The organism is Rhodococcus koreensis, assembly GCF_017068375.1.
GTDB lineage: Bacteria > Actinomycetota > Actinomycetes > Mycobacteriales > Mycobacteriaceae > Rhodococcus_F > Rhodococcus_F koreensis.
In genome coordinates this window covers 8553716-8567973 of sequence record NZ_CP070609.1, presented here as the reverse complement: position 1 = coordinate 8567973, position 14258 = coordinate 8553716, and the positions used below count along the sequence as shown (strand labels likewise).

The 14258-nt window shown below is 63.8% G+C and carries 10 protein-coding genes and 1 pseudogene; 3 read left to right on the top strand and 8 right to left on the bottom strand.

Annotated elements, in window-relative coordinates; translation table 11 throughout:
- The first annotated feature begins 211 nt into the window (after positions 1-211).
- Together JWS14_RS39000 and JWS14_RS38995 are read left to right on the top strand one after the other, a co-directional pair.
- The gene (locus JWS14_RS39000; RefSeq protein WP_206015562.1) at positions 212-634 is read left to right on the top strand and encodes a hypothetical protein; all 423 of its coding nucleotides are present in this window, start codon (positions 212-214) and stop codon (positions 632-634) included.
- A gap of 309 nt (positions 635-943) precedes the next feature.
- Positions 944-1234: a DUF4193 domain-containing protein gene (locus JWS14_RS38995; protein ID WP_206016276.1), complete on the top strand. Its 291-nt coding sequence runs from the start codon at positions 944-946 to the stop codon at positions 1232-1234.
- Between the two features lie 117 nt (positions 1235-1351).
- On the opposite strand, the gene JWS14_RS38990 is transcribed toward JWS14_RS38995, so the two are convergent.
- The 4 genes from JWS14_RS38990 to JWS14_RS38980 form a co-directional block, all read right to left on the bottom strand.
- Positions 1352-1663, bottom strand: coding sequence for a hypothetical protein (locus JWS14_RS38990; protein WP_206015561.1), 312 nt, complete (start codon positions 1661-1663; stop codon positions 1352-1354).
- Positions 1664-3016: 1353 nt separating this feature from the next.
- Positions 3017-3298: a hypothetical protein gene (locus tag JWS14_RS50410; protein ID WP_241031713.1), complete on the bottom strand. Its 282-nt coding sequence runs from the start codon at positions 3296-3298 to the stop codon at positions 3017-3019.
- A 167-nt stretch (positions 3299-3465) separates the two neighbouring features.
- Positions 3466-3606: a hypothetical protein gene (locus JWS14_RS38985; protein WP_179377708.1), complete on the bottom strand. Its 141-nt coding sequence runs from the start codon at positions 3604-3606 to the stop codon at positions 3466-3468.
- Between the two features lie 804 nt (positions 3607-4410).
- Positions 4411-4605 (bottom strand): hypothetical protein, encoded by a 195-nt coding sequence (locus tag JWS14_RS38980; protein ID WP_206015560.1) that lies wholly within the window; start codon positions 4603-4605, stop codon positions 4411-4413.
- A gap of 675 nt (positions 4606-5280) precedes the next feature.
- On the opposite strand from JWS14_RS38980, the gene JWS14_RS38975 reads away from it, so the two are divergent.
- Positions 5281-8571: a protein kinase domain-containing protein gene (locus tag JWS14_RS38975; RefSeq protein ID WP_206015559.1), complete on the top strand. Its 3291-nt coding sequence runs from the start codon at positions 5281-5283 to the stop codon at positions 8569-8571.
- 121 nt (positions 8572-8692) lie between these two features.
- Here JWS14_RS38975 and JWS14_RS50405 read toward each other — a convergent pair.
- From JWS14_RS50405 to JWS14_RS38960, 4 genes and pseudogenes are all read right to left on the bottom strand, one after another.
- Positions 8693-8989 (bottom strand): annotated as a pseudogene (locus JWS14_RS50405) (IS110 family transposase); the annotation flags it as partial.
- A 382-nt stretch (positions 8990-9371) separates the two neighbouring features.
- The gene (locus JWS14_RS38970) at positions 9372-10751 is read right to left on the bottom strand and encodes an ammonium transporter (RefSeq protein ID WP_241031592.1); all 1380 of its coding nucleotides are present in this window, start codon (positions 10749-10751) and stop codon (positions 9372-9374) included.
- A 348-nt stretch (positions 10752-11099) separates the two neighbouring features.
- Positions 11100-12512, bottom strand: coding sequence for an aldehyde dehydrogenase family protein (locus tag JWS14_RS38965; protein ID WP_259376112.1), 1413 nt, complete (start codon positions 12510-12512; stop codon positions 11100-11102).
- A 205-nt stretch (positions 12513-12717) separates the two neighbouring features.
- Entirely contained in the window at positions 12718-14211 is a 1494-nt protein-coding gene (locus JWS14_RS38960; protein ID WP_206015557.1) for an aldehyde dehydrogenase family protein, read from the bottom strand.
- Positions 14212-14258: the final 47 nt, after the last annotated feature.

Here is a 14258-nt window from a genome sequence, read left to right as displayed (position 1 = left end):
CGCGGCGGTGCCAGCGGACCCGAGTGGGCACCTACCGAGCCGATCCCCCGACCTGCGCGCGGGCACCAAAACAGGCACCCCACCCCGCCGGATGGCCGGTCCGGATCCGTGGGTGATCGCGAACTATGAAAGAACCCGATCAGTTCTTCACCCGCCAGAGGCATCCATGCTCGAAAACCCCGCCCCACCGCCGAGGACGTCACCGGCAACCTTGACGCCATCCGCTGCAGAAGCCGGCGTCCCGTGCCGGGCTCACCCCGAGCGCACCCGGATCGGCAACCGCGGCGCCCGTCGGCGGCGCGCCGCCCGCATCGGCGTTCCCACCGGCTCTCCCGAGCTCGACTGGCTACGGCAATCCCTGCGTGTCTGCGACCTACTCGCCAGCGTGCACTCCATCAGCCCCGCGGACCGGGCGCTCGTTGCCTTCGCCATCGAATGGGCACCCTACGGCGGAGCCGACGCCGAGGACTTATTCGTCACATTCGGCGTACAACGCAACAGGTTCCTCCACCTACTCCAAACCGCGATGACCCCGCGACCATCGGACCTGGGGCACCTACGCAACGTCAAGGCAACCCTCTGCACCGACCTCCTCCGCGCATGGCACGACACCCCACCACACAATCGGAAGTAGTGCCACAGGTTATCGGCACACGAGTATCCGAGGGCAACACAGAATCGTGGGCGACCGCGAACTGAGCCGACAGCCCTCCGGGGGATTCGGTGACCGGACCAACTTCCCTGGTCGGTGGACACGACTTTTCTGTCGACGCCGATCCGAAGGACAGCTCCTGCCGATCGCCTCGTCGCACCGGCGAGACCGGTGAAGCGGCCTGATCGGTGACGGCGAGCGGCCATGGCACCCGTAACCCCGGATGTGTGTCGCGGCGCCGGACCCTCTAACCTGGCGGATCCGAACACCCAGAGCATGAGGTACACAGTCATGGCCACCGACTACGACGCACCGCGAGTCACCGAATCCGACGAGACGGACACGTCCCTCGAACAGCTGACCGCCAGCCGAAAAGACACCCAGTCACCCGTCGTGGACGTCGAGGACACCGACACCGCCGAGTCCTTCGAACTGCCCGGCGCCGACCTGTCCGGTGAAGAATTCACCGTCCGCATCATCCCCAAGCAGTCGGACGAATTCACCTGCACCAGTTGCTTTTTGGTCCACCACCGCAGCCGCCTCGCCGACGCTCAGCAGTTGATCTGCCGGGACTGCGCCTAAAGACCATCGATACATCCGAGCGCCTCGGGTGCCTCCGGACTCCGCACTGCACGGGACGCCCGCATCCCGAAATTCTGAGACCGGGCCGCGTCCGCGGCCGGCGCGGTCCGCCGCCGATCACTCTCCCCGGTGTCGGCCGGGTGTGCGCACCACCGAATTCGGGTCCGGGGCCGGGGCGGAGCGGTAAGAGCCCGGATCGATGGTCAGGTCTTCGGTGTCGGCAAAGACCAGCCGACCGTCGTCGAGCGCGACCGCCCACCGATGCACCGGCGCCCACTCGTGCCCACCACCGCCCGGGTCGGTCACCGCCGCATAATCCTCGACCACCTCACCGGTGAGATCGGCCCCGGCGCTCCTGCGGACCAGCACCCGGACACCGACCGTCAACTCCGGACCATCGACCGGCCCGTTGCCGCTGCTTCGCGCCATGCTGATGCACCCCTTCGCTCGGCGAAACTCCCGGGATCGAGCATAAGCACCGCCCGGCCCAGTACGCGACCCGACCTGCACGAACACCATCCACGATCGGGAACACCACCACCGCCGAAGCAGTCGGCGGTGGTGTTGTCGGCGGCCGCTACCTGTGCCCCAGTTCCCACTTCGACGCGACGACCGCGAAGGTGCCGCCACCAATCGCAGTCCGAGCACGACATGGCTCCTCGGATGGACTCGGCCACCGTCATGCACGGCAACGACGCCGTGCGGCGGGCCGAGACCTGCACGAGAGGGCTGGCGCCGGCCGTCCGTCCTGCCGCAGGAGCCGGGCGTCAGTGGCGCCACCCAAACGGCAAATCCGACTTCCACTGCCGCTGGCCGCTGGCCGCTGAGCAACAAGCTCGACGAGCTCACGCAGCGCCAGCACCGCAAGCCCCGCGAACTCATGCACGAGCCAGTCGAGGAGGACAGCCAGAGCACTCCGGCTGAAACACCTCGGGTGAACATGTCCCGACGCTCACGAAGCAACGTGCGGAAACACCGCCTCGGACTCCGTCGCACAATCGAAGGAAGTGATCCTGCGGAAGGTGACCATGCGTCGGGAGGAACCGCCACCAGCACCGGTGACTGCACCGATTCGGTGGTGGCGGCTGCGCCCGTGGAGCCGCAACCACCTGATGCGCGCCAGCGACCGCGTCGAGGCCACCCTCATGCTGCTGACCGCGGCCGCGGTTCTGCTGCTGATCCCCGTCGCCGCCGCGTTCGGCACCGCGACGCACACCCGGCTCGAGCGACAAGCCCAGACACTGGCCGCCGGCGTGCACTACGTACCCGCAGTGCTGCTCGAGGACACCTACCTCGCCGCCGACACCCCCCGACTATGCGATTCGACTCGTCGGCACCGAGAACACCGCCCGCGCCCGCTGGACCACACCCCACGGGGATCACGTCGCCGCCGTGCCCACCGACACGCCCGCGAAGGGGGGTCAGACCATCACCATCAGCGTCGACGCCGCCGGCAACCTCACCTGCCCCATCCCGAGCGGCCGGGAAAACACCGTGGTCGCGGTGACCGCCGCCTGCGGGGTCTGGGCACTCACCGTCGGCGCCGTCCTGCTGTATGTCCCGGCGAGGTCCGGCCGGAGCCGACAACGCTCCGACCGGGCCGCTTCGGCTCACCTGGGCGTCCACCGCAGTTCTGGCGGCCTTCGGCATGTATGCCATTGGAGACTCTATGGTTTCAGATTCCGGGGATACTCCCTAGGCGGGCGCGATGTCGATGGTTCAGCCCGACCCGCCGACAGGTGCAACCGCCAAATTGCGCACTTTCGGCACATGCCGTCACCGTCACCCGACACAGATCAGTACACCCACGACCGCTACTGCGACCAGCGAGGCGCCGCCGCAGATCAGCCACGCTCGGGTTGCCAACTGCCGCCATCGATCACACCGCACATTTACATCCGCAACAGCGACCGCGCCCACCGGATTCGGATACGATGCCCGGGACTCCGCAGGGCGGCGGACCTTCGCGTCCGCTCGTGCCGCCACACCAAACGAGACGGGCACCACCAGAAGCGCCACCACCAGCAGACCAACCATGAGAGCTACGCCCGTCCCGAACAACATCGTCCCTTCCACAGCATCAGGGCCCGTCACGGGTATCGCGCGCTGATTTGCCGGCCACGCTGAGCCACGGGCAGAACCACGCCCCTGTCAGCTCTATCGCCGAACTGCCACCACGTGTTTCACTCTGCAACGCCAGGCGCCGGCGCAGGACCACAGACGCCGCGGGCCTACACGCCGGGCATCGGGAACTTCCACACCGCCACCACAACCACGCCCATGATCAGACCGGCGTACAGAACAGTGCCAACCACACCGACCCGCAACGTATTCAGCACACTTGCACCCATGCTCTCGGTATTTCGTGCCATGACAACTCTTCTCTCACGTGCAGATATTCTCGGCTGCCACGTCGACGGCGGCGTACCAGCTACCTTGGACCGACGTCGACACCTGCACATCGGCCGAACTACCTACACCCATACCCGAAATCGGGTCCGAAGGATTGGGTCTGGACACAGCACAAGACCACTCGAGATCACACTCACTGGTCGGCTATTGAGTGATGCGAAAATAGTGCAATGGCGTGAATCACACTCCCTGGACTTCCAGGCTCCGGCTCACGAAGATCAGTGATGCGCTGCTCGTTACGACGTGCAGGTTGTCCTGATGTGCATCGTTGGCGAGGGCTGCGCTTGGCCGCTAAACCACACATCAACCGGTGCCGCCGCCCCTGTGGGCACCTTCGACGCGGCGACCCTCGGCTGACGTGTCACCCGCGAAGCGAGTCACTCCTCACCCCATCTCCTTCGTCCACTATGCATGCCCATTCTCGGCGCCGCCTCTTTCGCCGCCCGGACATGACACAGACAATCGCTACCCGAACCGGGCAGGGGCTTCCGACTCGTGCACGAACACCATTGTTCACCAGTCAAAGTCGTTCGCTTCGGACCGTTACGCCGCAGATCCAACTCGAACGGGATCTGTCGGTCGTTCTCACCGTGGGTGATCGATATCGGAACGCTGATCTTCTCGATCACACCGTCGAGGTTCACCCCGTCGGGGTAGGCGAGAAATTCGCCGAGGTCGTCGTGCCCCCACACCCACATGACATGCTTCCAGTAGTGCGGCACAGGGCGCTCGCCTTCGTTCCGGACGCGGCGTTGGACTTTGCCTCAGTCGCGGTTGGCGCCCCACGCGACGCACGCCGCCGCCCACTGTTCGGTCTCGATCTGGGCGGTCAGCCCTGCGTGCAGCGCTTCGCCGCTGCAGGGGGCAGTCGACCATGCGGGTCGCGATGCCGCGGTCGGAGAGATCGTGGCAGAACCGGACAGGTACTGGTGTTCTTTGGTGCTGTCGGCCCGTTCCACATGATCATGCAGGGAACCGGGCCGTCGACGTGGTCGGGTCGGGTGAAGTGCGCGGGCAAGGTCGTCTCGCGGAATGGGAGGGTGATCTTCCGGGTCAGCGGGTCGGCCAGGGCGAAGGAGCGTTCCATCAGTTCGAGGACGCGCCGGTAGGGTTGTACCAACGTGCCGTGGTTGTGCCCAGACAAACGCCGTCGACAGGCACCCGCTCACCAGGATCTCGCCGACATCCGAGAGGGCTGTGACCGGACTGTCGGTGGCGAAGGCCAGCCCGTAGAAGCCTCGGCTGCGCAAGGCCTCGAAGTGTGACTGCGGGATCTTGCCGTCGAGGTCGACGCTTGCTGCGGCCGGTCGCAGCACCTCCTCGAAGAGAGCGTGCGCTTGCGGTCCCGACATTTGGTCTGTTCTTCACCGATGGCGGGTTCCACGGAGGGCGTACAGCGCGGGCGAGCGGCCACGGCGGCAGGTCGCCGCAGGTGGCCGCGGATGACCCGTTGTCGGTTTGCCCCGACGATCACCGCGAGCTGCGTTCCACCGAACGCTCCGGTCAGGTACGCCGGTGATTGTTCGCTCAAAGGCTTCCGATCATGCGCGATATCCTTGGAGGACTCGACAGAGGTGATTGAGGTGGCAGGTACGTTCCGGTGTTACGTGATGGATAAGCCGACGGAGTGAGCCATGCCGCCGGCTGAGTACGATCCCTTATCGACCCAACGCGACGAAGTACACGCCGTCGCTACGGAACTTCGAGACGCCGGATTCGACGACCCTCGAGAGATCGGCCGCGGCGGGTTCGGTGTCGTGTTCCGGTGCCGCCAACGTTCCCTCGATCGCACGATTGCCGTGAAGGTCATGACCTCGGAGCTCGACGACGAGAACCGCGCCCGGTTTTTCCGGGAACAGCGGGCGATGGGGCGACTCACCGGCAACCCCAACATCGTGAACGTGCTGCAGGTGGGCACCACGGGAAGTGGGCGGCCGTACCTGGTGATGCAATTCCATGCCCAGGGCTCACTGCAAGCATGGATTGGCCGTCAGGGTTCACTTCCACTGGACGAGGCTCTCCGGATCGGGATACGTATCGCCGGAGCATTGGAGAGCGCCCACCACCTCGGGATCATTCACCGTGACGTCAAACCTGCGAACATTCTGCTCACCGACTATGCCGAGCCTGCCTTGACTGATTTCGGAATCGCACATATACCTGGCGGATTCACCACCACCAAGCGAGTAATCACCGGATCGCCCGCCTTCACCGCACCTGAAGTGTTGCGAGGGGACGAGCCGAGCGCGGCGTCCGACATCTACGGTCTCGGCGCCACAGTATTCTGCGCCCTCACTGGTCATGCCGCGTTCGAACGTCGCAGCGGAGAGAACATGATCGCGCAGTTTCTGCGGGTCACGACCGACCCGGTCCCCGACCCACGGATCGCCGGAATCCCCGATGACGTCAGCACCGTTATCGAACGTGCAATGGCTGCCGAGCCACACCAGCGCCAGCCCACTGCTGCTGCGTTCGGTGACGAACTTCGGGGCATCCAGGCACGCTACGGATTTCCAATGGATGTGATGGCGGTCCGCGTCGAACCGGGAGGCGGGCCCGCCGGGTCGCACGCCGGCACGAGAGAGCATCGATCGCACTCCATGCCCCGTGCTGGCAAGTCCGCGCAGGGTGATCTTCCTCTTGAGTTGACCAGCTTCGTCGGTCGTCGTCACGAACTCGCTCAGGCACGACGACTGCTCGGGGTTTCGCGGCTTGTCACCCTCACCGGTATCGGTGGGGTCGGCAAGACTCGGCTGGCGCTGCGTGTGGCGGCGAAGGTACAGGCAGCGTTCACTGACGGTGTGCGGATAGTCAAGCTCGGCGCCGTCGAGGACGACTCGCTCGTCGTGGTCGTCGTCGCATCCGAACTCGGGCTACGCAATCAGACGGCGCGACCGCTCATCGACATTCTGCAAGAGTTCCTAGGCTCGCAGAAGCTTCTTTTGGTGCTCGATAATTGCGAGCAAGTGCTGGAGAAAACAGCAGAAGTCGTCGACCAACTTCTGCACTTCTGCCCCAACCTCTACATCCTCGCCACCAGCCGCGAACCACTGGGAATCAGCGGGGAAGCCGTTCTGCGCGTTCCACCACTCAGCGTCCCCACCGACAGCCACCCGACGACACCGGGAGGCCTTCCCCAGTTCGACGCCGTAAGACTGTTCGCCGACCGGGCCGCTGCTGCCGTCCCCACCTTCGCTCTCACCGAAGACAACACGAGCACGGTCGCGCAGATCTGCCGGCAGCTAGACGGTCTGCCCCTGCCGATCGAGTTGGCGGCCGCACGATTGCGGGCGATGTCCCCCGAGCAGATTCGGGATCGGCTGAAGGATCGCTACGAAGTGTTGTCCCGCGGGCACTGGGCCGGACCGCCGAGACAGAGAACGATGCGATTGTGTATCGACTGGAGCTACGAGCTGTGCTCACCGCAGGAACGAATCGTGTGGTCCCGGTTGTCGGTGTTCGCGGGTCACTTCGAACTCACCGCGGCAGAGACTATCTGCGGCCGCGACATCTCGTCCGACGAGTTCCTGGACACGCTTACCTCTCTGGTGGACAAGTCGATCCTGATGCGGGAAGAGGTCGGCCGGGATGTGCGATTCCGGATGCTCGAGATCCTACGCGTCTACGGCAAAGAGAAGGCGCAGGCGTCGGGCGAACTTCAGCAACTGCGCCATGAGCATCGAGAATGGTGTCGGCAGCTGTCCGCTGGCGCGGCAGCCGATTGGATCAGCCCCCGCCAACTCGAGTGGATCACGCAACTGACCCGTGAGCAGTCGAACCTACGTGAGGCAATGGAGTTTTCCGTGGGCGACGCCCCCGAAAAGGGTCTCGATATCGCTGCATCTTTATTCGCGTTCTGGTTCTCCCACAGCCTGTTCAACGAGGGCAGATACTGGCTCGACCGCCTACTGGCGTGCGAGACAGGGCAGCATCCCGCCACCAGGATCAAAGCGCTCTACGCTGCGAGCTCGCTTGCCGCGGTACAGCGAGACTTCGACACTGCGTCGACCCTAATGGAGGAGGCACGCACGCTGACCGAGGACGCAACAAACCCCGTTGTCCGCATTTTTCTCTCCCGTGCCGAGGGCGTGGTCGGAGTCTACAAGGGCGACCTCACTCCCGCGTGCGCCGAACTCGAAAAGGCGCGCGCCGCCTTGCCCATCGATCACGATCTCACACAACATGTTTGGATACTCGTGATGCTAGGTGTGGGTTACGATCTGCTCGGAGAGTCGAATCAGGCGATCACGTGTTTCAACGATGCCCTTTCCATTACGGAAGCTCACGACGAGATCATGTACCGGTCGTACACCCTGTGGGCGATGGGCGTGGCCATCATGCGCCGAGGCGAGTTGGAACGGGCGAGCAGGCTTCTGAAAGAAGCGTTGGTACTGATTCGACGTGTGGACGACCGCTTGGCCGCGGCGGTGTGCCTCGAGGCGCTCGCGTGGACAGCGGGCGAGAAGCGACAGTTTCAACGATCCGCCACACTTTTGGGCGCCGCGGCGAACTTCGCGCATTCCGTCGGGAGTAGCCCACTGCTGTTCACCGCCCTCAACGAGCAACACGATCGATGTGTGACCGACGCCTCTCGCGAACTCGGCACCAGCACCTTCAGCGCGGCTCGTAGCAAGGGCAGCCAGTTCGGCACGGACGACGCAATCACCTACGCGCTCGAGGGGGAGGCTGTGGAATCCTCGCAACGACCGCACTCGTCACAATCCGGCCAGCCGTCTGTCCGGTTGACCAAACGTGAACGCGAAGTCGCTGCGCTGGTCGCCGAAGGGCTAACCAATCGTCAGATCGCGACCAGACTGACCATATCGCCGCGGACCGCACAGGGTCATGTGGAACACCTCCTCACCAAACTCGGATTCAACTCCCGAGCCCAGATTGCGGCATGGTTCGTAACCGAGAACGCGTGACCGTGTAGTAACGGGGAAGGTTCGGTCTCCGTCCTCGAGGTCGCGCCCGTGACGACGAGGCTGGCACCGGAAGCGTTCCTCGTCGCAGCATCACGCGGATGGTGCACGAACTGGATCCAAGTCTCACCAGCGCGTCGTCGACCACGAAGGCGGCCATCGCGTGACTCTTCGAGAGACCGTCTCGAGTCACTCGACGAGGGACCGCGAGGGGGTTGACCGCGTACACCTGGTACCCGGCCGCCGTCAGCGCCTGCACCCACAGGTCGCGGTCGCTTTCGATGCCGACCACGACCTGCCCTGGCTCTTCGGCGTGGGCGGCTACCAGTTCGTGCAGTTCACGGATGCCGGCCGCCGGCCGGTTTCACCATCAGGTCCACGTCGTGATGGTCTTCGCCCAGTTGTCTCCGATGAGGATCATCGATCGCCCCTTTCGGTTCTCTTCTTCTGGGTGAACCCTGTTCGAGCCCAATGGCACCCGGCGACAACCTGATGGATCAGTGCTCGCACGGCACGACACCCCATCAGCGCTACAGGCGACCTCACCGGCCAGGGCACGGTCTCACCCTAGGATTCGACGCTTACTGCGGGCGCGAACAGTGCTCACCGGCCGGCGGCTCAGTAATCAGCTTCCCCCGGACGATCCGCGACCTGTCGAAGGCTCGCTGATCGACTCCCATCAGGCGCGCAACAGTACCGGAGCCGGGATGAACGCGTCGTGCTGGCGATCTGTTGGCGATCCCAACTCGCATTCTGGTGACGCGTTCATTCTGCTCAGGCGAACGAATAGTTCTCGCGTGCCGTCAAGGCACTAAGCTGACCTCGGCAGCCGGTTGGTCGGATACGTCCTCTTGTTGTAGCCCTGCAGGTGTCCGGTCAGGATATGCGACCTCGCCAAGGACTGCGCGATCCAGTTTCGCCTCCAGGCCTTCATCGACTCGCCCGTCACGCAGCCCGATCGTCTTCTCGACCACGAAGACCACGACAAGTGCCGACGCGAGACCGAGCGCCAGGAAAACGATAACTCCGTACAATTGGTGCCCGATGTTGATCGAGGCGTGCTGGAAGGCATACTCACCCTGCGCAATTCCAAAGTATCCACCCTGCTTGACGCCACCTGCCAACACCGCGGCCATCAAAGCGCTGTAGATTCCCGGGCCCAGCGTAAGTGGTACAACTTTGACGTCGTCCAGCCGGAGCCTGATCATCAGCTTGTAACCGCCGAGCAGGATAAAGGGCGCAAACACGGCGGTCAGACCTGCCTGCCAGGGCTTGACGACGTCGATCAGCCCCGACACCGAGATCCAGCCGGCCACCGGTGACACCAAGAAGAAGTACGGGTGTTTCCCTACCTTCCAGACCAGCAGGCCGCCGATCGCCGAGGCCGCGAAGGCCATCATAAGATTCGTGACAATCAGCCCCATGCCGCTCTCGTTGAGGGTGATCCCGAAGTATCCGGATCCGGGTACCAGATAACCGTTGGTAAGCGCGTAGCCGCAGATTCCGGCAAGGAAGAGGACCATTCCGACCACTACATACAACATGTTGTGCGGGATGGCAGGCTCGGTCGCGGTGCCGTCGAAAACACCCACCCTTGGCTTGGCTCGCCACACCAATACGAGCGCCCAACACCCAAGCAAGATATAGAAGAATGCACCGCCGAAGTCGTGGGTGCCGGCGTTGGACAGCGGCCCGACAGAGCCGTAGACCAGGTACCCAGCGACCGGGATGACTACGGCCCCGAAGAGTAATGCGATCAACGCCAAGGAACTCGTTTTGACCCGTTCGATCACAGACCCGGCCAACAGCGCCGCGAAGAAGGCGGCGAAGAGAATGAAGAGCGCGTAAAAGGCCTGGAAGGAGTCAGCATTCGGCACGGCCGCTGGATCGAGATCCTGGGGTAGGGTGTTGATGCCCGTTCCTCCGAGCCACCACGACTTGATCGCCTGGCCGAGCGGATTAGCAACACCGAAAGCCTGGTTGAACTGCGTGACCCAGATGGCGAATCCGATCAGTGACATGCCCGCCGCAGCAACGAATGCGGCGACAAGCTTTTGCGTCAACGTGTGCATCACGTTTCCTGCGCGACTGAGGCCGGCGTCGAATAAAAGTATCCCGGCTATGGCCAGCAAGATGGCGATCAGCCCGATAATGTAGACCACCGTCGGAAACTGCGCCGCCATAGAAACTTGATCAAGGTACATGGCATCCTTCTATCTGAGAGTGGAGTGGTAAGACGCGGTTGCCTCTTGATTCCATAAGAGGTTCCTTGTCAAAAGGAACCATCTATACGAATCAGGCCAGCCGCTGTATGGCGTGCCGCCGTCAAATTTCTCACGATGTGTGAGACGTTTCTGAGTCTGGTCCCCCACCGGATGCGCGGCGACCTTAACTGCAAAGATTGCCGCGCAACTTCGTTTGATCCTGGATAGAGCGATTTTTCGAGTGAGTCTCGTCGTCGATCCTAGAGATCTGTTTCGATGACGACCGCGGAGTTCATGTCGCGCTCCCACCGGTGCGCCGCATGGTGCTCACCATCGGGTAACGACCAACTTCTGATCGGTGAAGAAATCCAACGGCGCCGCACCACACACATGCAGGTCACCGTAGAACGAGGCACCGTACCCTCCCATCGTCACATTCGCCGGCGGCGCCGGAAACGCATTGATCCCGACATTGCCGGCCCGGACACCACGCTCGAACTCCGCCGCCACCGCACCCGACCGGGTGAACACCGCTGCAGCGTTACCGAACTCGGTGTCATTCGACAACGCGATCGCCTCCGCGAGCGTGTCCACCCGATGCACATTGATCACCGGACCGAACAACTCCCGACCCTCCACCCCGTGCCGCGGATCCAAATCGGCAACGATGGTCGGCCCGATGAAATAGCCGTTCTCCGACCCCGCCCCACCCACCGGCTTCACGTTCCGACCATCGAGAACGAACGTCGCACCCAGATCCTGCGCCTCCCCCAACGCCGCCAGAATCCGCTCCTTGCTCTCGGCGCTGACGACCGGGCCCATCGTCACACCCTCGTCCATACCGTCGCCGACCACCAACTGATCGGCCAACGCCACCACACGGTCCATCAGATCGCCGTAGACGTCACCGACCACCACCACCCGACTCCCCGCCAGGCAACGCTGACCCGCCATCCCATAGGACGAGGACACGATCCCGGCCGCCGCCTTGTCGAGATCCGCATCCGGGGCCACCACGATCGGATTCTTCGCACCACCGTTGGCCTGCACCCGCTTCCCGGCCGCTGCCGCCGCCCCGTAGATCGCCCGCGCCGTCGGCGATGACGTGATGCACGACACCGCCGCCACCGACGGGTGGGCGATCAGGTGCTTGACCACATCCGCCCGGCCGTGCACCAAGTTCAGCACCCCATCCGGCAGACCCGCCTGCTGCAGCAACCGAATCGCCGCGGTGGACGCGAGCGGATCCTGCTCGGACGCCTTGATGATCAACGCATTACCGGTGACCAGAGCCCACGCCGAGAACTGCACCGTGTTCATCACCGGGAAGTTCGACGGCGTCACCGCCACACACACCCCCAACGGCTCCCGCACCCGCCGCGCATCCACACCAGTGGTGACGTTCACCGCGTCGCTGTGATACAGCATCGGAGCGGCAATCGCCGTCTCCAAGAAATCAACAGCCCGCCCCACCTCACCGCGCGCCTCATCCAACGTCTTACCCTGATCGATCGTGATCGTGCGCGCCAACGACTCGACATTGTCCTCGAGGATCACCTTCATCCGATACAAGAACCGCACCCGCTCCGACAACGGCCGCGAACCCCACTCGGCGAACGCGCGAGACGCAGCCACCACGGCCGCCTCCGCATCCTCGATCGTCGCCGGCACCAACTCCGTAATCACCTGCCCCGTCGCAGGATTGAACACATCGATGGCATCCGTCCCCGACCCCGGCACCCACCGACCACCAATCAAACACGCAGCCGTCAAATCCACATCGGTGATTGTCACTATTCAAACCCTCACTACTCGAAAATCGTTGGTAGGTGCCGCCGACGACCGCGACCGGTAAGACGACACCTGAAGGTCCTCGGTCAGACGTGACCGGCTACGCCCCCGCACCGGCGCCACCGACCACCATGGAGCCATATGTGCCCGTGGTCTACGACAGATCGACGACGACTGTCTTGAGCTCGAGATACTCGTCGAGACTCTCCTTGCAGGTCTCCCGACCCAACCCCGACTGCTTATGCCCACCGAAAGGCAACGCCGCATCCACCGTCTGATAGCAGTTCACCCAAACCTGACCCGCTTCGATTCCCGCGGCCACGCGGTGCGCGCGGCCGAGGTCCCGGGTCCACACCCCCGCACCGAGTCCGTAGTGCGAATCGTTCGCCAGCGCGAGCACCTCGTCCTCGGTGTCGAATGGCACAATCGTCAGAACCGGACCGAAGATTTCCTCCCGCAGGACTTTCGAGTCCGAGCCGACGTTCGCCAAGACGGTCGGCTCGACGAAATAGCCTTCGCTCCCCCACGCAGAGCCGCCGGTGACGATCTCGGCTCCTTCGCTGCGGGCGAGTTCGATGAAACCGAGCACCCGGTTCCGGTGCTCCGCCGAAATCAGCGGACCCATCTGCGACGCCGCATCCAAGCCGCGGCCCAACCGGATGCTGTCAGCCGCCTCGACCAGCCCGTTGACCACATCCTGGAACACCGAGCGGTGCGCGTACAGACGCGACCCGGCGACACAACTCTCACCCTGGCAGGCGAAGATCGCCAGCGCGGCCGATGGAATCGCCTTCCCCAGATCGGCGTCGCCGAAGATGATATTCGGTGACTTCCCGCCCAACTCGAGGGAGACGCGCTTGAGGTTTCCTGTGGCCGCCTTGATGATCGCCTTCCCCGTCGGACCCGAGCCGGTGAAACTGATCTTGTTCACGTCTGGATGCTCGACCAGGGCGGCCCCCACCGTCTCCCCGTATCCGGTGACGTAGTTGAAGACACCCTCGGGGAAACCGGCCTCCAGCACCAACTCCCCCAATAGTGCGATCGACAGCGGAGTCTGCTCGGCCGGCTTGACAACCACCGTATTTCCCGTCGCGAGCGCCGGCGCAATCTTTTTGACCGCCATCATCAAAGGGAGATTCCACGGCACGATGCACCCCACCACGCCGAGGGGCTCGCGCAGCGTGTACGCGTGATAGGGCCCGCCGAAGTTCGTCGGAAACGACACCGGGATCGTGTCCCCGGTGATCTTGGTCGGCCATCCCGCGTAATACCGCAACACATCGACCGAGAACGCCACATCGACGTATCTGGCCTCGCCGATGGTCATCCCCACATCGAGCGACTCCAACTCTGCGAACTCCGGCGCACGGTCCTCGATCAGATCCGCCAGCTTCCATAGCAGTTGGCCACGTTCCTGCGGAGTCAGCCGGCGCCAGGGGCCGCGGAATGCTGCGCACGCAGCCGAGACCGCGCGGTCGACATCCTGGGCGTTACCGGCCGGGACATGGGCAACGACCTCGCCGGTCGCGGGATCCTCCACCGCGATCGTTTCGGCAGTGGATGCGTCGACCCACTCGAAGCCGATCAGCATCCTCTCGGCCTTCTTGATGTTCGTCCTCAGTTCTTCACTGAGCAGCGTTGTGGGCATGGTTCCATCCTCATCTTCATCGCATTAATCAGGTTCTCGGCACTCTC